Below are 21,488 nucleotides of genomic sequence, written 5' to 3' on the forward strand. Positions count from 1 at the left end.
CATGACCAGCACCGCCATTCCCGCTCCTTCCGCCGCTTCCGTCGCTGTCGCTCCTTTCCCGCCGTTCCTGCTGGTCTCTGACCTGTTGCGCGAAAACGCGCAGCTGCGCCCCCATGCCAGCGCGCTGACCGACGACGACACCGCGCTGCACTGGGCGGCGCTGGACGCGCTGGTAGACCGCGTGGCGGCATCGTTGCAGCAGGGCGGCCTGCAGGCGGGCGACGTGGTGGCCGTGTGTGCCGCATCGTCCGTGCGCTACGCCGCTGTGTACCTGGGCGCGCTGCGCGCTGGTGTGGTGGTGGCGCCGCTCGCGCCATCGGTCACGCCAGACGCCATGGCATCGATGCTCAATGATGCCCAGGCACGCTTGCTGTTTGCCGACGCGCAGGGCAGGGCGGCCATGCCGCCCGCGCTGACCGCAGGCCCCAATGCGCTGCCCTTGGTGGCGCTGGACGGCACCGGCGGGGGCACGCCGTGGGGCGAATGGATCGCACCCGAAGGCGCGGTGCCGCAGTCGGTGGAGGTGGGGCCAGAGCACCCGTTCAACATCATTTATTCATCAGGCACCACCGGCAACCCCAAGGGCATCGTGCAGTCACACGGCATGCGCTGGGCGCACCTGGTGCGCGGCCTTGCTCAAGGCTACGGGCCTGACAGCGTCACGCTGCTGGCCACGCCGCTGTACTCCAACACCACGCTGGTGTCGTTCTTCCCCGGCCTGTGCTGGGGCGGCAGTGTGCGGTTGATGGCGAAGTTTGATGCGCTGCGCTACCTGCAGACTGCGCAGGACATTCGCGCGACGCATTCCATGCTGGTGCCGGTGCAGTACCAGCGCATCATGGCGCTGCCGCAGTTTGGCGCGTTCGACCTGTCGTCTTTTCGTGCCAAGTTCTGCACCAGTGCGCCGTTTCTGGCAGAGCTGAAGGCCGACATCCTGGTGCGCTGGCCGGGCGCGCTGTTCGAGTTCTACGGCATGACCGAGGGCGGCGGCACCTGCATCCTGGCCGCGCACGAGCACCCCGACAAGCTGCACACCGTGGGCCAGCCCGCGTCCACCAGCGACATCCGCCTGATCGACGAAGACGGCAACGAACTGCCGCCCGGCGCTACGGGCGAGGTGGTGGGTCATTCGCCCGGCATGATGACCGGCTACCACCGCCAGCCCGACAAGACGCGCGAGGCCGAATGGTTTGACGCCACGGGCAAGCGCTTCATCCGCACCGGAGATGTGGGGCGGTTCGACGCGCAGGGCTTTCTGACCCTGCTGGACCGCCGCAAGGACATGGTGATCAGCGGCGGCTTCAACATCTACCCCAGCGACCTTGAGGCCGAGCTGCGCAAGCACCCGGCCGTGGAGGACGTGGCCGTGACCGGTGTGCTCTCTGAGCAGTGGGGCGAGACACCGGTGGCCTTTGTGTGCCGCCGGCCCGGCGCCCCCGACGATGCCAGCCAGATCATGGCCTGGTACAACGCCCGCGCGGGCAAGACGCAGCGGCTGGCCGCGCTGCATTTCATCGACGAGCTGCCGCGCAGCGCGATTGGCAAGGTGCTCAAGCGCGAACTGCGCGAGCTGCACCACACACTGTCACAGTGACCGATTCCCTGTTTTTTCAGAAAGACCCAACCATGAAAGTTCTCGTTCCCGTCAAACGCGTGGTGGACTACAACGTGAAGGTCCGCGTCAAATCGGACAACACGGGTGTGGACATCGCCAACGTGAAGATGAGCATGAACCCCTTTGACGAAATCGCCGTTGAAGAGGCCGTGCGCCTGAAAGAAAAAGGCCTGGTGACCGAAGTCATCGCAGTCTCCTGCGGCGTGGCCCAGTGCCAGGAAACCCTGCGCACCGCCATGGCCATCGGTGCCGACCGCGCCATCCTGGTGGAAACCGACGTCGAGCTGCAGCCCCTGGCCGTTGCCAAGATCCTCAAGGCCCTGGTCGACAAAGAACAGCCTTCTCTCATCATCCTGGGCAAGCAAGCCATCGACGACGACGCCAACCAGACCGGCCAGATGCTGGCTGCCCTGGCCGACCTGCCCCAGGCCACGTTCGCCAACAAGGTTGAACTGTCGGCCGACAAGGTCAGCGTGACGCGCGAAGTGGACGGCGGCCTGGAAACCCTGCAGCTGTCGCTGCCAGCGGTCATCACCACCGACCTGCGCCTGAACGAGCCCCGCTACGTCACCTTGCCCAACATCATGAAGGCCAAGAAGAAGCAGCTCGATACCGTCAAGCCCGAAGACCTCGGCGTGGACGTGGCTCCGCGCCTGAAGACCCTCAAGGTGACCGAGCCCGCCAAGCGCGGCGCAGGCATCAAGGTGGCCGACGTAGCGGCACTCGTTGAAAAACTCAAGAACGAAGCGAAGGTGATCTAAATGTCGGTACTCGTTATTGCAGAACACAACAACGCGTCCATCAAGGGCGCCACGCTGAACACCGTGACGGCCGCAGTGGCCTGCGGTGGCGACGTGCACGTGCTGGTGGCTGGCCACAACGCCGGTGCAGCCGCCGCCGCAGCCGCCCAGATCGCCGGTGTCGCCAAAGTCATCCACGCCGACGCCCTCGGCCTGGAACACGGCCTGGCAGAAAACGTGGCCGCCCAAGTGCTCGCCATCGCATCGAACTACACCCACATCCTGTTCCCCGCCACCGCCAGCGGCCGCAACGTGGCGCCCCGCGTGGCCGCCAAGCTGGACGTGGCGCAGGTCAGCGACATCACCAAGGTGAATTCTGCCGACACCTTCGAGCGCCCCATCTACGCAGGCAACGCCATTGCCACCGTGCAAAGCGCAGACAGCGTAAAGGTCATCACCGTGCGCGCCACGGGCTTTGACGCCGCAGCCGCCACGGGCGGTTCCGCAGCCGTCGAAACCGCCGCAGCCACCGCAGACGCTGGCAAGAGCAGCTTCATGGGCAGCGAAATCGCCAAGAGCGACCGCCCCGAACTCACGGCCGCCAAGATCATTGTCTCCGGTGGCCGAGCCCTCGGCAGCAAGGAAAAGTTCGACGAAGTGATGACCCCACTGGCCGACAAGCTGGGCGCCGCTTTGGGTGCCAGCCGCGCCGCAGTGGACGCAGGCTACGCCCCCAACGACTGGCAAGTGGGCCAGACCGGCAAGATCGTGGCGCCGCAGCTGTACATCGCAGCGGGTATCTCGGGCGCCATCCAGCATTTGGCGGGCATGAAGGACTCCAAGGTGATCGTGGCGATCAACAAGGACCCTGAGGCGCCGATCTTCAGCGTGGCCGACTATGGGCTGGAAGCGGATCTGTTCACGGCTGTGCCGGAGCTGGTGAAGGTGCTGTAAGAGCAGCGCATACGGAGCAAGGCATCCGGCACCGCGATTCTGGTGCTATTGAAAACATAGCTGTTTGCGCTTGATTGACAAGCGCTGCAGCCTGTTTTGACTAAAAAAACCAAGGAGACAAGACCATGAACGCTTCCCTTTCCCGCCGCCGTGTCGTGCAAGCCGCTGGCGCAGCGCTGGCCAGCGCGGCCCTGCCCGCGCTGGCACAAACGGCCTGGCCGAGCAAGCCGATCAAGATCATCGTGCCCTACACGGCGGGCGGCTTTACCGACCAGATGGCGCGCCTGCTGCAGGTGGGCCTGCAAAAGGCGCTGGGCCAGCCCATCGTCATTGAGAACAGGGCGGGCGCCAACAGCATCATCGGCGTGGATGCGGTGGCCAAGGCGGCGCCGGACGGGCACACCTTCGGCGTGGTGATTGCGGCCTATGCGGCCAACACCAGCCTGTACCCCAAGCTGCCGTACAACCCGCGCAAGGACCTCGTTGGTGTGTCGCTCATGGGTGTCTCGCCGCTGCTGGCGGCCGTGCCCAACAACGCGCCGTTCAAGAACACGAAGGAACTGGTGGCCTACGCCAAGGCCAATCCCGGCAAGATCAGCTTCGGTTCGTCGGGCACGGGCTCGGCCGCGCACCTGACCAGCGAGCTGATGAAGGCGCTGACGCAGACGTACATGCTGCACATTCCCTACCGGGGCGCGGCGCCGGCGTTCACCGACCTCCTGGGCGGCCAGATCCAGTTGTTCTTTGATGCCCCCACGGGCCTCATCCAGGCCGGCAAGTCGGGCCGCGTGCAGCTCATCGGTGTCTCGGGCGAAAAGCGACTGCCCGCCGTGCCCGATGTGCCCACGTTCATCGAGCAAGGTATTCCCGGCCTGGTGGGCAGTACCTGGGCGAGCATGATTGCCCCGGCCGGCACGCCGCGCGACATCGTCAAGCGCATGTCGGACGCCGTCAACGCCATCATCCAGAGCGAGGAAATCAAGGCCAAGCTCGAAGCCATGGGCACCTTCCCCGAAGGCACCACGCCTGAGGCCTGCGATGCCTTTATCGAGGCCGAAACGGTGAAATGGGGCAAGGTGATCAAGACCGCGGGCGTGACGCTGGACTGATCTCCGCGACGCTCGGGGCCTGACCGCTTCGGCCCACCTTCACGCGTAGCGCTTGGCCCGCAGGTTCTCTTTCATCTGCTGCAGGATCGGCTGCAGCGAACTACCAATGCGCAGCGCCACGCAGGTGGCCAGCACGTCGATGATGAGCAGGTGCATCAGCCGCGACACCATGGGGCTGTAGCGGTCGTAGCCCTCGGGGTGGTCGGCGGCCAGGTGGATCTGGCAGGTGCTGGCCAGGGGCGAGCCGCTGGCGGTGATGGCGATGGTGGTGGCGCCGTTCTTGCGGGCGATGTCGGCGGCGTCCATCAAATCGCGGGTGCGGCCCGAGTTGGAGATGATCACCGCGCAATCGCCCGGGCCGAGCAGGGTCGCGCTCATCACCTGCATGTGGCCGTCGCTGGTGGCAATGGACGTGACGCCCAGGCGGAAGAACTTGTGCTGCGCGTCCTGTGCCACGATGCCCGAGTTGCCCACGCCGTAGAACTCGATGCGTTTGCCGGTTTTCCAGGTGGCTGCAATCGCCTCGGCCGCACGCTCCAGCGCCACGGTGCTGGCGGCATTGCGGTACTGCAAAAAGGCAGCCACGGCGTTGTCCACCACCTTCACGAGCACGTCGCCGGTCTTGTCGTCGGCGTCCACGCTGCGGTGGATGAAAGGCACGCCTTCGCTCACGCTGCCTGCCAGCTTGAGCTTGAAATCTGCCAGTCCGTCATACCCCATGCTGCGGCAAAAGCGCACCACCGTGGGCTTGCTCACGTGCGCGCGTTCGGCCAGTTCACGCACGGGCAGGCGTGCAAAAGTGCGTGGGTCGGTCAGCACCAGCCGGGCAACGCGCTGTTCGGCGGGGGCCAGGGAGGGCAGGGAGGCGGTGATGCGGTCGAGCATGTCTCAGTCAGGGTGTGCAGCGCGGGCTGCTCAGGTGAGGCCTTCGAACAGGTTTGTGGGAACCATTCTTAATGTAACTTGGTTCCCAAGGCGGCGGGGAGGGCGCCATCCCTGCCTTTCAACCTGCTTGCACCCGGTCTGGGAGTTTCCCCCCTGACCCTGGCCTGCCTGCAGGACTAGCATCCTTGCATCGCGTTAATCACGTTATCCAGATACTGAGGAGACTCCCATGCGCAGACCTTTGCTGACGAAACTTCTGGCCGGTGCGGCCCTGGTGGCCGCCGCCTCCGGCAGCTGGGCCCAGGGCCAGGTCAATATCATCTGTTCGGTGCAGGCCGAGTGGTGCAACCTGATGTCCACGGTGTACGCCAAGACCACCGGCACCAAGGTCAACATGACGGCCAAGGGCTCGGGCGAGGCGCTGGCGCAGCTCAATGCCGAGCGCGCCAACCCCAAGACCGACATCTGGTTTGGCGGCACAGGCGACCCGCACCTGCAGGCGGCCGAGCAGGGCCTCACGCTCGAATACAAGTCACCGCAGTTGCCGCAGCTGTACCCCTGGGCGCAAAAGCAGGCGGCGGATTCCAAGTACCGCACCGTGGGCGTGTACCTGGGCCCGCTGGGTTTTGGCTACAACACCGAGCTGCTGGCCAAGCGCAAGCTAAAAGCCCCCCAGTCGTGGGCCGACCTGCTCAAGCCCGAGTTCAAGGGCGAGGTGCAGATGGCTAACCCGGCATCGAGTGGCACGGCCTACACCATGATCGCTACGCTGGTGCAGATCATGGGCGAGGAAAAGGCGTTTGAATACCTCAAGGCCCTGCACCCCAACATCAGCACCTACACCCGCTCGGGCACGGCGCCCGTCAAGGCGGCCGCCCGGGGCGAGACCACGGTGTCGGTGAGCTTCGTGCACGACGTGACCACCGAGGCGGTCAATGGCTTTCCGGTCGGTTCGGTCACGCCCGCCGAGGGCACGGGCGCCGAGGTGGGCTCCATGAGCATCGTCAAGAACGGCCCCAACACCGAGGCCGCCAAGAAGTTCTACGAATGGGCACTCACGCCCGGCGGCCAGCAGTTTGGCCTGGCGGCCAAGCAGTTCCAGCTGCCCAGCAACACGCAGGTGCCCAAAGACCCGCGCATGACAGACCCCAGCAAGATGAAGCTCATCAACTACGACTACGCCAAATACGGCGCCAGCGCCGAGCGCCGCCGCCTGATTGCGCGCTGGGAAAAAGACGTGCAGAACGCGGCGCGCTAAGGGGTGGTGGTGTCGGCAGCAGCAGCGGCGGCGCACGCAACCCTCCGAACCTCAGCACCCAGCGCCTCGGTCAACCGGCCCCTGTGGGTCTGGTGGGTCGTGGGCGTGCTCGGTTATCTCGTGTTCCCCTGGTATGCGCAGCAGGATGCCAATGGCCTGCTCGCGGTGGGCCAGGTTTTTAGCGGCGAACAGGCGGCCAACGGGCTCATGCAGGCGGCATTGTTTGGTCGGCCCTGGCTCTGGCTGGGCCTGGCCGGTCTGGCCGTGGCGGGTCTGGGCGCCTGCCTGCCTGCGGGACGCAAGCAGGGCGCTGTGCTTGCGGCGGGGGGCGCGCTGGGGCTGGTGGCCTTGTTGCTCAGTGGCTTTGCGATTGGCGCACGCGGCTGGGCCTTTGAGTGGATGAACACCAGCTTGGGCGAGCTGGGTGCGCGCCAGCCCGGCATGGGCTGGGGCGGGTTTGTGGTGTTGTCGGCACTGCTGGTGCTACTGTCGTTTGGCGTGGCGCGGCGCGGCTTCTTCAAAGGCGATCTGTTCGTAGCTGCGGCGGTGGTGGGCTGTGGAAGCCTGCTGGCGCTGTTCATCGTGTTCCCGGTGCTCAAGGCGTTGTCGGCTGCGTTTTTTCTGGAGGACGGCCCGTTCTCGCTGGCCGTGGTGTGGGAGCGCATTGCACACGAGCGCAACTTTGGCCTCTCGTGCCTGGCCGGTGGCCAGCGCTGCGGCGTGGCCTGGAACACGCTGTTCCTCGGGCTGATGACCGCCACCAGCACCACGCTGCTGGGCACTTTTATGGCGCTGATGGCCGAGCGTGCATCGCGCCGCTATGCGCGGCCTTTGAGCATCGTGGCGCTGCTGCCCATCATCACGCCGCCGTTTGTGGTGGGCCTGGGGCTCATCCTGCTGTTTGGCCGTGCCGGGGTGTTCAACCAGTTTCTGGAATACGCGTTCGGTATCACGCCCACGCGCTGGTTCTACGGCTGGCTGGGCATCTGGGTGGCGCAGACCTTTGCGTTCACGCCCATCGCCTTCATGATCATGCGCGGCGTGGTGCAGGGCGTGGCGCCCAGCCTGGAAGAGGCCGCGCAAACCTTGCGCGCCAGCCCGCACCGCACGTTTATGACCGTGACCCTGCCGCTGCTCAAGCCCGGCCTGGCCAACGCGTTTTTGGTGGGATTTATCGAAAGCATGGCGGACTTCGGCAATCCCATCGTGGTGGGCGGGCAGTTCTCGGTGCTCTCCACCGAAATCTTCTTTGCCATCGTCGGTGCGCAGTACGACCAGGGGCGTGCCGCGTCGCTGGCCTGGATCCTCACGTTCTTCGCGCTCACCGTGTTTGCGATCCAGCGCGGGCTGCTGGGCAAACAGAACTTCACCACCGTATCGGGCAAGGGTGATGCAGGCATTGCCATGCCGCTGCCCACCGGTGTGCGCCGCGTGGTGCACTCCATTGCACTGCCCTGGATGGCGTTCACCCTCATCGTGTACCTGTTTGCACTGGCGGGCGGTTTTGTGCAGACCTGGGGGCGCGACTACACCATCACGCTGGCGCACTTTCGCACGGCGTTCAGTGTGGAGTGGGGCGAATTTGGTGTGGTGTGGGCTGGCACGGCGTGGAACTCGTTCTTCACCACGCTCAAGCTCGCCGCCATCTCGGCGCCGCTCACGGCCACGCTGGGCATCGGCATTGCGTGGCTGCTGGCGCGCACCGAGTTCCGGGGGCAGGGTGCGTTCGAGTTTGCAGCGCTGCTGGCCTTCGCCATCCCCGGCACGGTGCTGGGCGTGAGCTACATCCTGGCGTTCAACGTGCCGCCGTTCGAGCTGACCGGCACGGCGCTCATCATCGTGTTGTGCTTCATGTTCCGCAATCTGCCGGTGGGCGTGCGGGCGGGCACGGCAGCGTTCAAGCAGCTGGACCGGTCGCTGGATGAAGCGTCCGTCATGCTGCGCGCAGGCAGTGTGCAGACGCTGCGCCATGTGGTGCTGCCGCTGCTCAAGCCTGCGCTGGTGGCGGCGCTGGTCTACAGCTTTGTGCGCGCCATCACCACCGTGAGTGCGGTGATCTTCCTGGTCACGGCCGAGAACGAGCTGGCCACCACCTACATCATTGGCCGCGTGGGCAATGGCGACTATGGCGTGGCGCTGGCGTACTGCACGGTGCTCATCATCCTCATGTCGGCCTCCATTGGGCTCATTCAGCTGCTGGTGGGTGACCGCAAACTCGGTCGGCGCGCAGCCGCCCCTGCCGCGCACTGACCCCTCTTAACAAGAAGAAAACACGCCATGAACAACAGTGACGCGGGCATCGTGTTCCGCAACATCACCAAGCGCTACGGCAGCGACAGCAGCGCTGCCCTGGCCGTCAAAGGCATCAGCTTTGAGGTGCCGCGTGGCACGCTCACCACCATCCTCGGCCCCTCGGGCTGTGGCAAGACGACCACGCTGCGCATGATTGCGGGGCTGGAATCGCCCACCTCGGGCGAGATCTTCATTGCCGGCAAGGACGTGACCACGCTCGGCCCCGCGCAGCGCAACGTGAGCATGATGTTCCAGAGCTACGCGCTGTTCCCACACATGAACGTGGTGGAGAACGTGATGTACGGCCTGCGCATGTCAGGCCAGCCCAAGGAGCAGGCGCGCACCAAGGCCGTGGAGGCGCTGCGCGGTGTGGGCCTGGTGGGCTATGACGACCGCCTGCCCAGTGAACTCTCGGGCGGCCAGCAGCAGCGCGTGGCGCTGGCCCGCGCACTGGTGCTGGAGCCTGAGGTGCTGCTGTTCGACGAGCCCTTGTCCAACCTCGACGCCCGCCTGCGCCGCGAGATGCGCGAAGAGATCCGTGCGCTGCAGCAGCGCCTGTCGCTCACGGTGGCCTACGTCACGCACGACCAGGCCGAGGCCATGGCCGTGAGCGACCAGATCATCGTGATGAACCAGGGCCTGATTGCGCAAAAGGGCTCGCCGCGCGCGCTGTATGAAACCCCGCACAGCGAATTCGTCGCGGGCTTCATGGGCGAGGCCATGCTCTTCCCGGCCGTGGCCGACGCGGACGGCACGGTGGCACTCGGCCCGCTGGTGCTGCGCCCCCGCATGGCGGTGAAGAGCGGCCCGGTGAAGGTGGCGGTGCGGCCGGAAGCCTGGCGCATTCACCGCCAGGGCGCGGGCCTGCTGCCCGCCCGGCTGGACAAGCGGGCCTACCTGGGCGCCGTGTATGAATACACCTTCGAGACCGCGCTGGGCCACATCTTTGTGGTGTCGTCCGACCTGGACGATGTGCTGGCCGTGGGTGATGTGGTGCAGCTGAGCCTGGGTGCCCACGGCGTATCGGTGGTTGGTAGTACCGAAGGTGCCCAACGTGATGCGGAATAATGGCGCCATGAACCAACTCGACGCCCTCAAACAGTTCACCACCGTGGTTGCCGACACTGGCGACTTTCTGCAACTGGCCCAGTTCCGTCCGCAGGACGCCACGACCAATCCCTCGCTGATCCTCAAGGCGGTGCAAAAGCCCGAATACGCGCCCCTGCTCAAGGACACCGTCGCCCAATGGCAAGGGCGCGCCATGGACGAGGTGATCGACCGCCTGCTGGTGCGTTTTGGTTGCGAAATCCTGACCCACGTGCCCGGCCGGGTCTCCACCGAAGTGGATGCGCGTCTGAGCTTTGACACCAGCGCCACCGTCACGCGCGCCGAGCGCATCATCGAGCTGTACCAGGCCGAAGGCATCCACATCGACCGCGTGCTCATCAAGATCGCCGCTACGTGGGAAGGCATCCAGGCCGCTGCCCAGCTCGAGCGCAAGGGCATCCACACCAACCTCACGCTGCTGTTCTCGTTCGCCCAGGCCGTGGCTTGCGGCCAGGCCAAGGTGCAGCTGATTTCCCCGTTTGTGGGCCGCATTTACGACTGGTACAAGAAGCAGGCGGGCGCGAGCTGGGACGAGGCTGCGCGCGCAGGTGCCAACGACCCGGGCGTGCAGTCGGTCACGCAGATCTACAACCACTACAAGCGTTTTGGCATTGCCACCGAGGTGATGGGTGCAAGCTTCCGCAACGTGGGCCAGATCACGGCGCTGGCTGGGTGCGACCTGCTGACCATTGCGCCCGAGCTGTTGGCGCAGCTGGCTGCGAGTGATGCGCCGTTGCAGCGGGCGCTGGATGCAGAGGCTGCCAAGGCGATGGACCTGCCTGCGGTGAACTATGACGAGGCGGGGTTCCGGTTTGCGCTGAATGAGGATGCGATGGCGACCGAGAAGCTGGCTGAGGGGATTCGGGCGTTTGCGGTGGATGCTGTGAAGCTGGAGAAGTTGATTCTGGCGGCTTGAGGTCGGAATTTTCAGTGATTTTAGCGGCTGGCGCTTGCTACACAAGCGCCAGCCGCTATTGTTTTTATAGCTCCGCAGTTTGCCCCATACCGTTCGGGCTGAGCTTGTCGAAGCCTTGGCGCGCTGGTGTGAAAAGCATGCTGGGGTTGAGGGCGGAGGCCGGGTTGTCGCCCCGGCGGGCGAGGTACTTGTTCTTTGCTTCGCCAAAGAAAAGTACCCAAAAGAAAGGCGACCCCCAGTCTGCGACCCCTGCGCTTCGCTACGGGGCAACCTGCGTCGGGGCGGTTGCGGGGTGCGCCGTGGAACTCGCTTTGCGCTGGCGCGCGCCGCTCGGACAACTGCGGCGAGTCAGTTCACGAAGCATGGGCGCTCCGACGCCCATGCTCACCCCGCAACCGCCCCGACGCAGGCGCAGCCAGCAGGGGGTTGGGCATCCGAACATCCAACATCCGAACATCCAAACGGGCCTTTGCTTCGCTCGGCCCCACCTCGCGGGCGCAAGCGCCACGCGCTGCGCAGGCGGGGCCGAGCGCAGCGATGGCCCGAATGGATGTCCGTTGGGTTCCCTTCTGGATGCGCCTGGGGCGCGCAGGGCGCGGGGTGGGCATGGGCGTCGGAGCGCCCATGCTTCGTGAACTGACTCACCGCAGTTGTCCGAGCGGAGCGCCGCAGGCGCGCAGCGAGTTCTGCGGTGCACCCCGTGACCGAGCACCCCAGGTTGCCCCGCAGCGCAGCGAAGGGGTCGCAGACAGCAGGGTCGCCCTTTCTTTGGTTCCTTTCTTTCGGCGACGCGAAAGAAAGGGACTCGCCCGCCGGGGCGACAACCCGGCCTCCACCCTCAAACTAAGCACGCCGCACAGACCAGAGAACGAGCGTGCCCTTGCTTCGAGAGGCTCAGCCCGAATGGCAAATGCAAAGTGCTATGAAAAAATTAGCAGCTCGCGCTTGTAGGTCAAGCGCCAGACCCCAAAAAAACCAAAAATTCACCCCGCAGGCAGTCGCATCCCCACCCGCAACCCCCTCGGCACCACACCCTCCGCCACCGTCCGGCCGCCATGCCGCAGCGCGATCTCCTCCACGATCGACAGCCCGAGCCCACACCCCCCCGCCTTGTCCGACCCGCGCCAGAAGCGCGCAAACAGATCGCCCAGGTGTTCGGCCGGCACGCCCGGCCCGTCGTCCTCCACCAGCAGCAAGGCCCAGCGCCCGGGCTCCTCGTGGCCCACACGCACTGTCACCGTGGCGCCGGAGCCTGCGTAGTGCAGTGCGTTGTCGATGAGGTTGTTGAGCGCCTCGCGCAGCAGCACCGGGTGGCCTTGCACGGGCAGGCTGTCGTCACCCTCGTAGCCCAGGTCCATGCCTTGCGCCAGGGCGCGGGCTGCCCATTCGCGGGCGACTTCGCGGGCCAGGCAGGCCAGGTCGATGGCCTGCATCTCCACGTTCGATTCGGAGCGCGCCAGCTGCAGCAGCTGGTGCACCAAGTGGGCGCTGCGCTGGGCGGCCGAAAGCACCTTTTGCAGGCGTTCCTGCACGGCGGGCTCATGGCTTTCGTGCAGGGCCAGCTCGGTCTGGCCGATGAGCCCGGCCAGCGGGGTGCGCAGTTGGTGCGCAGCGTCGTTGAGAAAGCGCTTTTCCTTTTGCTGGCCGCGCGCCACGGTCTCCAGCAGCCGGTTGATGGTGCTGGCCAGCGAATGCACCTCCTGCGGAGCCGAGGTCAGCTCGATGGGGGGCAGCGGCGTGGTGCCCGCCTGGGGCAGGGCGCCGGCCCGCTCGATCTGGGCCTCCAGGCGCTTCAAGGGCTGCAGGCCGCGCAGCACGCCCGCATACACCACGGCGCTCAGCGCCAAGCCCATCAGCCCCATGGGGAACACCATCTGCTCCAGCAGCTCCTGCGCGATGCGCTCGCGCACGGTGAGGCTCTGCGCCACCTGCACGCGCAGGGTCTGGCGCGTCTGGGGTGTGCCGTAGTCCACGTCCAGCAGCGCCACGCGCACGGGGCGGTCGTCCACGCGGGCGTGGTACAGGTAGGGGTCGCCCACGCGCACCTCCACGGGCGGCGGCGGGGGCAACTGGGCATTGCCCAGCAGAAAGCGGCCGGGCGGGGACGACACCATGTAGGTGATGCGGTCGGCCGGGTCCTGCTCCAGGATGTCCTGCGCGGCCTTGGGAAAGTCCACCAGCAACCCGTCCCCGATCGGCTTGATCTGCCGCGCCAGCGCACGCACCGATTGGGTCAACGTCTGGTCAATGCCCTTCTCGCCGTTCTGCAGCGCAATGCGCCACGCCAGAAACCCGCCCGACAGCCACAGCACCAGCTGCGGCAGCAGCAGCCACAGCAGCAGCTTGCGTTGAAGAGAAACCCCAGGTACGTGGCGCATGTCAGTGGCCTGGGCCTGCGGAGATCAGTGGGACCCCCGATGCCAGCCACTGGCGCGGCCCGCGCGAGGGATGCCGAGCAAGGGCCGCCCCGCAGCGAGGGCATCGTCCCCCTGCCCGCGTAGCGCAGCGAAGCGAGAGCGGGGGGAAGGCGCGCAGCGACTCAGGGGGGTGTTCCATCTACGGCCTGTTCAGCATGTACCCCAGCCCCCGGATGTTGCGGATGGCCAGCGGCGAGGTGTCGAGCTTCTTGCGCAGGCGGTGCACATACACCTCCAGCGCGTTGGAGTTGAGCGGGGGCGCGGCGGTTTGTCCGGGCTCCGGGGGGCTGGCGCGCCAGGCGGCCAGCACGTCGTCGCGCGTGACGACTTCGCCACAGCGGTTGACCAGCAACTCCAGCAGCTCCCATTCGCGCTGGGTCAGGTCGAGCAGGTCGCCATTGAGCGCCGCCGAATGGCTGGCGTGGTCCAGCACCAGCGGGCCGATGGTGGTGCTGGCGCCGCCTGCGGCGCTGCTGGCCTGGGTAAAGGCGGGCTGGCGCGCACGGCGCAGCATGGCCTGCAGGCGGGCCTGCAGCTCCTGCATGTTGAAGGGCTTGGTGATGTAGTCGTCAGCCCCGGCATTGAGACCCAGCACGCGGTCTTCCACGCCATCGCGCGCGGTCAGAATCAGCACGGGCAGGCCGGTAATGTGGGTGCGTGCCCAGGTCAGCAGCTCCATGCCGTCGGCGCCGGGCAGGCCCAGGTCCAGGATGATGCCGTCCACCGCCTGCGACTGCAGCAGCGTGGTGGCCTCGGCCACACTGGAGGCCGTGTGCACGCCGAATTCCAGCTGCTGGAGCTGGCCAGTCAGCGCGTCCAGCAGCAGGGCATCATCTTCAACAATCAGTATCGTGGCCATGGGATTGAGCATAACAAAGCACCCCGCCAGCGGCTTCTGCAGCATGGCAATGCTTGCACCCGCAGCGGTTGGTAATTCAATAACGGTCCAATGGCGTTGGTATGTAACCCACACCCGGGAAAGCCCTGATATGTTCATTAATTATTGTAATTAAAGTACCGACTGCGCTGAACAGCACCGGATTGCGGCGCACCAACGGATTCAAACATCGAGGAGACACGGGTATGTGGAAGATGACAAAAATCGCCGCAGTGGCGGTGGGCCTGGCGGCAGCGATGTCGGCCAGCGCGGGGGAGGTGGAGGTCCTGCACTACTGGACTTCGGGCGGCGAAGCCAAGTCGGTGGCCGAGCTCAAGAAGATCATGCAGGGCAAGGGCCACACCTGGCGCGACTTTGCCGTGGCCGGTGGCGGTGGCGACAGCGCCATGACCGTGCTCAAGAGCCGCGTGATCTCGGGCAATCCACCGTCGGCTGCGCAGACCAAGGGCCCGGCCATTCAGGAGTGGGCGTCCGAAGGCGTGCTGGCCAACATGGACACCCTGGCCAAGGCTGAAAAATGGGATGACCTGCTGCCCAAGGTGGTCGCCGATGTCATGAAGTACAAGGGCGCTTACGTGGCGGCCCCGGTCAACGTGCACCGTGTGAACTGGATGTGGGGCAGTTCTGAGGCCCTGAAGAAGGCTGGCGTGGCCGCCATGCCCAAGACCTGGGACGAGTTCTTTGCGGCGGCCGACAAGCTCAAGGCCGCAGGTCTGGTGCCCGTGGCCCACGGTGGCCAGAACTGGCAGGACTTCACCACGTTTGAATCGGTGGTGCTCGGCGTGGGCGGCCCCAAGTTCTACCAGGACGCCTTGGTCAAGCTTGACGACAAGGCCATCAACAGCGACACCATGAAGAAGTCGCTGGAGACCTTCCGCCGCATCAAGGGCTACACCGACCCCGGCGCCCCTGGCCGCGACTGGAACCTGGCCACGGCCATGCTGATCCAGGGCAAGGCAGGCTTTCAGCTGATGGGCGACTGGGCCAAGGGCGAGTTCCTGGCCGCAGGCAAGGCGCCGGGCAAGGACTTCCTGTGTGCTGCTGCACCGGGCTCGGCCAACGCGTTCACCTTCAACGTCGATTCGTTCATTCTGTTCAAGCTCAAGGATGCTGCCGCACAGAAGGCGCAGAGCGACCTGGCCAGCGCCATCATGAGCCCGGCTTTCCAGGAAGTGTTCAACCTGAACAAGGGCTCCATCCCCGTGCGTGCGGGCCAGCCCATGGACAAGTTTGACGACTGCGCCAAGGCCTCGGCCAAGGACTTTGTGGACACCGCCAAGAGCGGCGGCCTGGTGCCCAGCGCGGCCCACGGCATGGCAATTGCCCCGGCCACCGAAGGCGCCATCAAGGACGTGGTCAGCCAGTTCTGGAACGACGACAAGGTCAGCGTCGCCGATGCCATGAAGAAGATCGCGGCCGCCGCGAAAACCAAGTAAGCCGTGCAAGACACACGCGCACACACGCACTAAAACCAACCCCAGAGGGATCCCATCATGAAGACAAGAAACCGCCTTACGGCGGTGGCTTTGGCCGCCGCATGCGCGAATGGCGCCTTTGCTATGGATGTAGCAGGCTTTGAGTTCAACGGTTACTCGCGGGGCGGCCCGGTGTTCAACCACTCCGACGGCGTCAAGGGCAACCTTTCGCTGGGTGGCGAGCTGCAAAAATACCGCCTGGGCAACGAGGGTGACAACGGCATCGAAGTCAACTTTGCACGTGGTTTTGAAGCCGGCGGTGTCAAGTGGAAGGTCAACTACATGCCCGCCAAGTGGGGCAGTGGCGACATCAGCACCGAACAGGCGTTTGTGGAAATGAGCGGCTTCTCGTTCTCGCCCGAAGCCAAGTTCTGGGTCGGCCAGCGCCGCCTGCGGATCCAGGACGTGCACATCGTCGACTACTTCCTGCTGAACTACGGCGACAACATCGGCGCCGGTGTGACCGACGTGCCCGTCGGCGGCATGAAGCTGGGCCTGGGTGTGTTCACCGGCGACAAGTTCGACGGTGGCCTGCCCAACAACGTGAAGGCACACCGCATCAACGCCGACCTGTCGGAGATCAACACCAACCCGGGCGGCAAGCTGCGGGTGCTGCTGACGGCGGTGGGGGGCAAGGGCCAGGTCAATGGTGGTTCGGGCTCGGGCATCTCCTTCATGCATACGCAAAAGGAATTCCTGCTGCCCAGCATCACCAACACGCTGTACTTGCAAACATCGCGGGGCCATGCGCGCATCGACGGAGAGTTCGAGGCCATCGAGGGCACCAGCGCTGGCAAGCGCGCCACCCGCATCGCCGACTCCATCAATTGGCAAAGCGGCCCGTTTGGTGGTCAGGCCCTCATTGGCTACCAGACCAACAAGGCTGATCTGACGGGCGTGGAGACCAAGGACTTCTCGCTGGGCGGCCGTGGCTCCTATGCGTTCACCAAGAACTTCAAGGGCCTGGTGGAACTGTCCACCACCACCCGCAAGGGCACTGGTGCTGACCAGCGCCTGTCCAAGGTCACGCTGGCGGGCGCCTTGGCCCTGTCGGAAGACTTCTGGTCACGTCCCGAGTTGCGTCTGTACGTGACCAAGGCCAACTGGAACCAGGCGGCGGCACTGGCCAATGCCGCAACCTTTGGCGCCAATGGCAAGACCTCGCGCACGCTGGTGGGCGTGCAGTACGAGGTGTGGTGGTGATCCGTTGAGTAGGTAGTGAGTTAGCGAGTTAGTCAGAGGTTACTTTGTTCATTTGGGGGGCACTCCTGCGTGTCCCCCGCTTTTTTTACATGCAGGACGATGACAAACACATACCGTGGCCATGAGCAAAAACACGTTTGAAACATGGCTGCCCAAGCTGGTCGTGACACCGGCTTTCGTACTGGGCTTTGCCTTCATCTATGGCCTGATGGTCTGGAATGGCGTGCTGAGCCTCTCCGCATCGCGCATGCTCCCCAACTACGAGTGGGTGGGCCTCGCGCAGTACGAAAAACTCTGGGAGATGGACCGCTGGTGGGTAGCGCTCAAGAACCTCGGCATTTTCGGCGCGGGCTACGTGGGCGGGTCCCTGGCCATCGGCGTCGTGCTGGCCGTGCTGCTGGACCAGAAGATCCGCGCTGAGGGCGCGCTGCGCACCATTTACCTGTACCCCATGGCCCTGTCGTTTGTGGTCACGGGCACGGCCTGGAAGTGGCTGCTCAACCCGGGCCTGGGCATCGAAAAAATGGTGCGCGACTGGGGCTTTCCGAATTTTGAGTTTGGCTGGCTGGTGGACACCGAGATGGCCATCTACTGCGTGGTGATTGCAGGCATTTGGCAAAGCGCTGGTTTTGCGATGGCGCTGTTCCTGGCGGGCCTGCGGGGCATCGACGACAGCATCATCAAGGCCGCGCAGGTCGATGGTGCATCCTTGCCGCGCATCTACTGGCGCATCGTGCTGCCAGCACTGCGGCCCGTGTTCTTCTCCACGGTCATGGTGCTGTCGCACCTGGCGATCAAGAGCTTTGACCTGGTGATGGCGCTCACCGCCGGTGGCCCTGGTTTTGCCACCGACGTGCCCGCAACGTTCATGTACACCATGTCGTTCTCGCGCGGCCAGATCGGCCTGGGCGCCGCCAGTGCCACCATGATGCTGGCCACCGTGGCGGCACTGGTCATCCCTTACCTTTACAGCGAACTGCGGACCAAGCCCCATGACCGCTAAGCCCTCCCTCTTTCCCTCTCTCTTTCCGTCCTTCGGCCGCTTGCTGGTCTATGCCGTGCTGGCCCTGGCCACCGCGTTCTTCCTGCTGCCGCTGTACGCCATGCTGGTCACCTCGTTCAAGGATGCCGAGGAGATCCGCAGCACCTCGCTGCTGGCGCTGCCCGCTGCGCTGAACGGGGCAGCCTGGGGCACGGCCTGGTCCAGCGCCTGCACGGGCGTGGACTGCAATGGCCTGCGCCCGTTCTTCTGGAATTCGGTGGCCATGGCCGTGCCGGCCGTGATGATCTCCACCGTGTGGGGTGCGCTCAATGGTTATGTGCTGAGCCTGTGGAAGTTTCGCGGCAGCGATGCGCTGTTCGGCATGCTGCTGTTTGGTGTGTTCATGCCGTTCCAAGTGGTGCTGCTGCCCATGAGCCAGGTGCTGGGATGGCTAGGGCTTTCGAGCTCCATCACCGGACTGGTGCTGGTGCACTGCCTGGCGGGGCTGGCGGGCACCACGCTGTTCTTTCGCAACTACTACGCGGCGATCCCGAAGGAGCTGGTGAACGCGGCGCGCATGGATGGCGCCAGCTTCTTCCAGATCTTCTGGCGCATCGTGCTGCCGCTGTCCACGCCCATCATCATGGTCACGCTGATCTGGCAGTTCACCAACATCTGGAACGATTTCCTGTTCGGTGTGGTGTTCTCGGGCACGGATTCGAAGCCCGTGACGGTGGGCCTGAACAACCTGGCCAACACCAGCAGCAGTGTGAAGGCCTACAACGTGGACATGGCGGCCGCCATCATCGCGGGCCTGCCCACCATGGTGATCTACGTTCTTGCAGGTAAGTTTTTTGTGCGCGGCCTCACGGCGGGCGCAGTCAAGGGTTAAAGGTTAGAAATCATGGCGTCATCACTCGACATCGCAGGCATCAACAAGCGCTTTGGCAAGGGCGATAAAAGCGTGGAGGTGCTGCGCAAGATCGACATCCACGTCGCACCGGGCGAGTTCCTGATCCTGGTAGGTCCTTCGGGCTGCGGCAAGTCCACGCTGCTCAACATCATCGCGGGCCTGGACGAACCCACCGAGGGCGAGATCCGCATCGGTGGAAAAAACGTGGTGGGCATGCCCCCGCGCGACCGCGACATCGCCATGGTGTTCCAGAGCTACGCGCTGTACCCCACGCTCTCTGTGGCCGACAACATTGGCTTTGCGCTGGAGATGCGCAAGATGCCCAAGCCAGAGCGCCAAAAGCGTATCGACGAAGTGGCCGCCATGCTGCAGATCAGTCACCTGCTCGACCGCCGCCCCAGCCAGCTCTCGGGCGGCCAGCGCCAGCGCGTGGCCATGGGCCGGGCACTGGCGCGCCAGCCGCAGCTCTTCTTGTTCGACGAACCGCTGTCCAACCTGGACGCCAAGCTGCGCGTGGAGATGCGTGCAGAGATCAAGCGCCTGCACCAGGCCAGCGGCATCACCAGCGTGTACGTGACGCATGACCAGGTCGAAGCCATGACGCTGGGTTCGCGCATCGCGGTGATGAAGGGCGGCGTGGTGCAGCAGCTGGGCACGCCCGACGAGATCTACAACCGCCCGGCCAATACCTACGTGGCCACCTTCATCGGCTCGCCCACCATGAACCTGCTGCGTGGCGCGGTCACGGGCGGGCAGTTTGGCATCCAGGGCGCGGCGTTGAACCTGGCGCCACCACCATCCAGTGCTAACGAGGTGCTGCTGGGCGTGCGCCCTGAGCACCTGGTGATGCAGGAGACCGCCCCCTGGCGCGGCAGAGTCAGCGTGGTGGAGCCCACGGGCCCCGACACCTATGTGATGGTGGACACCGCCGCAGGCAGCGTCACGCTGCGCACCGATGCGCAGACCCGCGTGCAGCCCGGCGACGCCGTGGGCCTGGCGGTAGAGCCCGCCAACGCCCACTGGTTCGACGCCAAGTCCGAAGATCGATTGACAGGCTGAGCGGTTGGGAGCCCCGGCCCCTGGGTCGCTGCAAGAAGGGGCTTTGGTCTTTGCCTGAAGCGGTAATTCAGGTAAAAAGAGGCTCCAGCGCTTATCTATCAAGCGCCAGCAGCTATATAAATAATAGCGTTGGCGATCCGCAGGCCGCCGTCTGCCGCAGGGCAACGGGGGCGTGTGACCTTTGGTTTTCATATTTTTCCCATGCACCCTCAGCGCCTCCTTGCCGACATCGGCGGCACCAATATCCGACTGGCCTGGCAGAACGAACCGGGCGGCCCCTTGCATGACACGCGCGTGTTGCCCTGCGCGCAGTTCCCCACCGTGGATGCTGCGCTGGCGGCCTATCTGACAGAAGTGGGCGTACCCACCCCGCGCGAGGCGGCGTTCGGCATTGCGAACCCCGTTACGGGCGACGCCATCCGCATGACCAACCACAGCTGGAGCTTCTCGCAGCGCGCGGTGCGCGAGGCGTTTGGTTTTGAGCGCCTGGTGGTCATCAACGACTTCACCGCGCTGGCACTGGCGCTGCCCCTGCTGACGCCCGACCTGCTGCGCCCCGTGGGCGGTGGCGAGGCCGTGCCGGGCGCCGCCATCGCGCTGCTGGGCCCGGGCACAGGCCTGGGCGTGTCGGGTCTGGTCTTCCCGCCGGGGTCCAGCAACGGTGTGCCCTTGTCGGGCGAGGGCGGGCACGTGTCGCTGGCCGCGCAGACGCAGCGCGAATTCGACGTGCTGGCCATCCTGCAAGAACGCTATGGCCATGTGTCCGCAGAGCGCGCGGTGTCGGGTGCGGGGCTGGTGGACCTGTACCACGCGCTGCGCAGGCTGGCCCAGCGCGGCGGCAAGGAGATCAGTTCGGCCGCCGAAGTGACCGAGCTGGCCCTTCAGTCCAACGACGCACTGGCGCTGGAGGCGCTGGACCTGTTTTGCGGGTTTCTGGGCAGCGTGGCGGGCAACCTGGCCCTTACCCTGGGGGCGCGCGGCGGCGTGTTCATTGGCGGCGGCATGGTGCCGCGCCTGGGCACGTGGTTCGACAAATCCTCGTTCCGCGCACGGTTCGAATCCAAGGGGCGCTTTCAGCCCTACCTCGCGTCCATCCCCTGCTGGATCATCGACCCCAGCGCCACGCCAGCGCTGTATGGCGCTTCGCGTGCGCTCGATATTGCCGGCTCCGAAGGATGAGCAGCGAAGTTGCCGCAGCGCCCGCGCCGGAGCCTGCGCTACAGGTCAGCGGTGTGCACCATGTGGCCATCATCGCCAGCGACTATGTCCGCTCGCGCCGCTTCTACACCGAGGTGCTCGGCCTGCGGGTGGTGCACGAAGTCTTTCGGGCGGAGCGGCAGTCGTACAAGCTGGACCTGCAGTTACCCGATGGAACGCAGGTGGAGCTTTTTTCCTTCCCCCATCCACCCAAGCGCCCGTCGTACCCCGAGGCCTGTGGCCTGCGCCATCTGGCGTTGCGCGTAGCCGATATGGAGGCCTGCGTGGGCACGCTGGTAGCGCATGGCGTGGCGGTGGAGCCGGTGCGGGTCGATCCGTTTACAGGCGCGTTGTTCACCTTTTTTGCCGACCCTGATGGGTTGCCGATCGAGCTGGTCGGCCCCGCGCCCGCCACCGCCCCGCGCTGATTCCTCCCACCCAAAAGAAAAGGCCCTGACGGGCCTTTTC

At 65.4% G+C, this 21,488-nt stretch carries 18 protein-coding genes; 15 read left to right on the top strand and 3 right to left on the bottom strand.

The genetic code is table 11. The annotated features are described in order from the left end of the window. Position 1 precedes the first annotated feature (1 nt). The 4 genes from EXV95_RS21275 (at position 2) to EXV95_RS21290 (ending at position 4,418) form a co-directional block, all read left to right on the top strand. The gene (locus EXV95_RS21275) at positions 2–1,594 is read left to right on the top strand and encodes a class I adenylate-forming enzyme family protein (RefSeq protein ID WP_176888365.1); all 1,593 of its coding nucleotides are present in this window, start codon (positions 2–4) and stop codon (positions 1,592–1,594) included. Positions 1,595–1,626: 32 nt separating this feature from the next. Then, a complete protein-coding gene (locus tag EXV95_RS21280; protein ID WP_176888366.1) occupies positions 1,627–2,376 on the top strand; it encodes an electron transfer flavoprotein subunit beta/FixA family protein in 750 nt (249 codons plus the stop codon). After that, entirely contained in the window at positions 2,377–3,309 is a 933-nt protein-coding gene (locus EXV95_RS21285; protein WP_176888367.1) for an electron transfer flavoprotein subunit alpha/FixB family protein, read from the top strand. 125 nt (positions 3,310–3,434) lie between these two features. Then, a complete protein-coding gene (locus tag EXV95_RS21290; RefSeq protein WP_176888368.1) occupies positions 3,435–4,418 on the top strand; it encodes a tripartite tricarboxylate transporter substrate binding protein in 984 nt (327 codons plus the stop codon). Between the two features lie 39 nt (positions 4,419–4,457). Here the strand turns inward: EXV95_RS21290 and EXV95_RS21295 are convergent, their stop codons facing one another. After that, positions 4,458–5,303 carry a MurR/RpiR family transcriptional regulator gene (locus EXV95_RS21295; RefSeq protein ID WP_055394300.1) on the bottom strand — a complete coding sequence of 282 codons (846 nt, stop codon included), beginning with the start codon at positions 5,301–5,303 and terminating at the stop codon, positions 4,458–4,460. A 229-nt stretch (positions 5,304–5,532) separates the two neighbouring features. On the opposite strand from EXV95_RS21295, the gene EXV95_RS21300 reads away from it, so the two are divergent. The 4 genes from EXV95_RS21300 to tal are packed head-to-tail and all read left to right on the top strand — an operon-like array spanning position 5,533 to position 10,876. Then, positions 5,533–6,561 (top strand): ABC transporter substrate-binding protein, encoded by a 1,029-nt coding sequence (locus EXV95_RS21300; protein ID WP_176888369.1) that lies wholly within the window; start codon positions 5,533–5,535, stop codon positions 6,559–6,561. Positions 6,562–6,564: 3 nt separating this feature from the next. Further along, complete coding sequence (locus EXV95_RS21305) at positions 6,565–8,811, top strand: iron ABC transporter permease (protein ID WP_176888370.1); 2,247 nt, start codon at positions 6,565–6,567, stop codon at positions 8,809–8,811. Between the two features lie 27 nt (positions 8,812–8,838). Further along, positions 8,839–9,921, top strand: coding sequence for an ABC transporter ATP-binding protein (locus EXV95_RS21310; RefSeq protein WP_176888371.1), 1,083 nt, complete (start codon positions 8,839–8,841; stop codon positions 9,919–9,921). Between the two features lie 7 nt (positions 9,922–9,928). After that, complete coding sequence (tal, locus tag EXV95_RS21315; RefSeq protein WP_176888372.1) at positions 9,929–10,876, top strand: transaldolase; 948 nt, start codon at positions 9,929–9,931, stop codon at positions 10,874–10,876. Between the two features lie 983 nt (positions 10,877–11,859). On the opposite strand, the gene EXV95_RS21320 is transcribed toward tal, so the two are convergent. Both EXV95_RS21320 and EXV95_RS21325 read right to left on the bottom strand, forming a co-directional pair. Beyond that, positions 11,860–13,254: a sensor histidine kinase gene (locus EXV95_RS21320; RefSeq protein ID WP_176888373.1), complete on the bottom strand. Its 1,395-nt coding sequence runs from the start codon at positions 13,252–13,254 to the stop codon at positions 11,860–11,862. 178 nt (positions 13,255–13,432) lie between these two features. After that, positions 13,433–14,152, bottom strand: coding sequence for a response regulator transcription factor (locus EXV95_RS21325; protein WP_176888374.1), 720 nt, complete (start codon positions 14,150–14,152; stop codon positions 13,433–13,435). 224 nt (positions 14,153–14,376) lie between these two features. Here EXV95_RS21325 and EXV95_RS21330 point away from each other — a divergent pair, with 224 nt between their 5' ends. The 7 genes from EXV95_RS21330 to EXV95_RS21360 all read left to right on the top strand — a co-directional run bounded on the left by EXV95_RS21330 (position 14,377) and on the right by EXV95_RS21360 (position 21,448). After that, the gene (locus EXV95_RS21330) at positions 14,377–15,627 is read left to right on the top strand and encodes an ABC transporter substrate-binding protein (RefSeq protein ID WP_176888375.1); all 1,251 of its coding nucleotides are present in this window, start codon (positions 14,377–14,379) and stop codon (positions 15,625–15,627) included. A gap of 123 nt (positions 15,628–15,750) precedes the next feature. Next, positions 15,751–16,869, top strand: a complete 1,119-nt coding sequence (locus tag EXV95_RS21335) for a carbohydrate porin (protein WP_121507506.1) — start codon at positions 15,751–15,753, stop codon at positions 16,867–16,869. Between the two features lie 121 nt (positions 16,870–16,990). Next, a complete protein-coding gene (locus EXV95_RS21340) occupies positions 16,991–17,872 on the top strand; it encodes a carbohydrate ABC transporter permease (RefSeq protein ID WP_176888376.1) in 882 nt (293 codons plus the stop codon). After that, entirely contained in the window at positions 17,862–18,743 is an 882-nt protein-coding gene (locus tag EXV95_RS21345; RefSeq protein WP_176888377.1) for a carbohydrate ABC transporter permease, read from the top strand. The genes EXV95_RS21340 and EXV95_RS21345 overlap by 11 nt, the downstream gene beginning before the upstream one ends. 12 nt (positions 18,744–18,755) lie before the next feature. Beyond that, complete coding sequence (locus EXV95_RS21350) at positions 18,756–19,823, top strand: ABC transporter ATP-binding protein (RefSeq protein WP_055395136.1); 1,068 nt, start codon at positions 18,756–18,758, stop codon at positions 19,821–19,823. A gap of 201 nt (positions 19,824–20,024) precedes the next feature. Next, positions 20,025–21,002, top strand: coding sequence for a glucokinase (gene glk, locus EXV95_RS21355; protein WP_121422360.1), 978 nt, complete (start codon positions 20,025–20,027; stop codon positions 21,000–21,002). Then, on the top strand, positions 20,999–21,448 hold the full coding sequence (locus EXV95_RS21360; protein ID WP_176888378.1) for a VOC family protein: 450 nt from the start codon (positions 20,999–21,001) through the stop codon (positions 21,446–21,448). The genes glk and EXV95_RS21360 overlap by 4 nt, the downstream gene beginning before the upstream one ends. Positions 21,449–21,488: the final 40 nt, after the last annotated feature.

Origin of the sequence: Acidovorax sp. JMULE5, from assembly GCF_013376875.1 — a bacterium.
Taxonomy (GTDB): domain Bacteria; phylum Pseudomonadota; class Gammaproteobacteria; order Burkholderiales; family Burkholderiaceae_C; genus Acidovorax; species Acidovorax facilis.

Bases quoted from the DNA above. Each gene is read 5' to 3' on its own strand.
- EXV95_RS21275 (WP_176888365.1), top strand. From the start codon at position 2: ATGACCAGCACCGCCATTCCCGCTCCTTCCGCCGCTTCCGTCGCTGTC.
- EXV95_RS21280 (WP_176888366.1), top strand. From the start codon at position 1,627: ATGAAAGTTCTCGTTCCCGTCAAACGCGTGGTGGACTACAACGTGAAG.
- EXV95_RS21285 (WP_176888367.1), top strand. From the start codon at position 2,377: ATGTCGGTACTCGTTATTGCAGAACACAACAACGCGTCCATCAAGGGC.
- EXV95_RS21290 (WP_176888368.1), top strand. From the start codon at position 3,435: ATGAACGCTTCCCTTTCCCGCCGCCGTGTCGTGCAAGCCGCTGGCGCA.
- EXV95_RS21295 (WP_055394300.1), bottom strand. From the start codon at position 5,303: ATGCTCGACCGCATCACCGCCTCCCTGCCCTCCCTGGCCCCCGCCGAA.
- EXV95_RS21300 (WP_176888369.1), top strand. From the start codon at position 5,533: ATGCGCAGACCTTTGCTGACGAAACTTCTGGCCGGTGCGGCCCTGGTG.
- EXV95_RS21310 (WP_176888371.1), top strand. From the start codon at position 8,839: ATGAACAACAGTGACGCGGGCATCGTGTTCCGCAACATCACCAAGCGC.
- tal (WP_176888372.1), top strand. From the start codon at position 9,929: ATGAACCAACTCGACGCCCTCAAACAGTTCACCACCGTGGTTGCCGAC.
- EXV95_RS21320 (WP_176888373.1), bottom strand. From the start codon at position 13,254: ATGCGCCACGTACCTGGGGTTTCTCTTCAACGCAAGCTGCTGCTGTGG.
- EXV95_RS21325 (WP_176888374.1), bottom strand. From the start codon at position 14,152: ATGGCCACGATACTGATTGTTGAAGATGATGCCCTGCTGCTGGACGCG.
- EXV95_RS21330 (WP_176888375.1), top strand. From the start codon at position 14,377: ATGTGGAAGATGACAAAAATCGCCGCAGTGGCGGTGGGCCTGGCGGCA.
- EXV95_RS21335 (WP_121507506.1), top strand. From the start codon at position 15,751: ATGGATGTAGCAGGCTTTGAGTTCAACGGTTACTCGCGGGGCGGCCCG.
- EXV95_RS21340 (WP_176888376.1), top strand. From the start codon at position 16,991: ATGAGCAAAAACACGTTTGAAACATGGCTGCCCAAGCTGGTCGTGACA.
- EXV95_RS21345 (WP_176888377.1), top strand. From the start codon at position 17,862: ATGACCGCTAAGCCCTCCCTCTTTCCCTCTCTCTTTCCGTCCTTCGGC.
- EXV95_RS21350 (WP_055395136.1), top strand. From the start codon at position 18,756: ATGGCGTCATCACTCGACATCGCAGGCATCAACAAGCGCTTTGGCAAG.
- glk (WP_121422360.1), top strand. From the start codon at position 20,025: ATGCACCCTCAGCGCCTCCTTGCCGACATCGGCGGCACCAATATCCGA.
- EXV95_RS21360 (WP_176888378.1), top strand. From the start codon at position 20,999: ATGAGCAGCGAAGTTGCCGCAGCGCCCGCGCCGGAGCCTGCGCTACAG.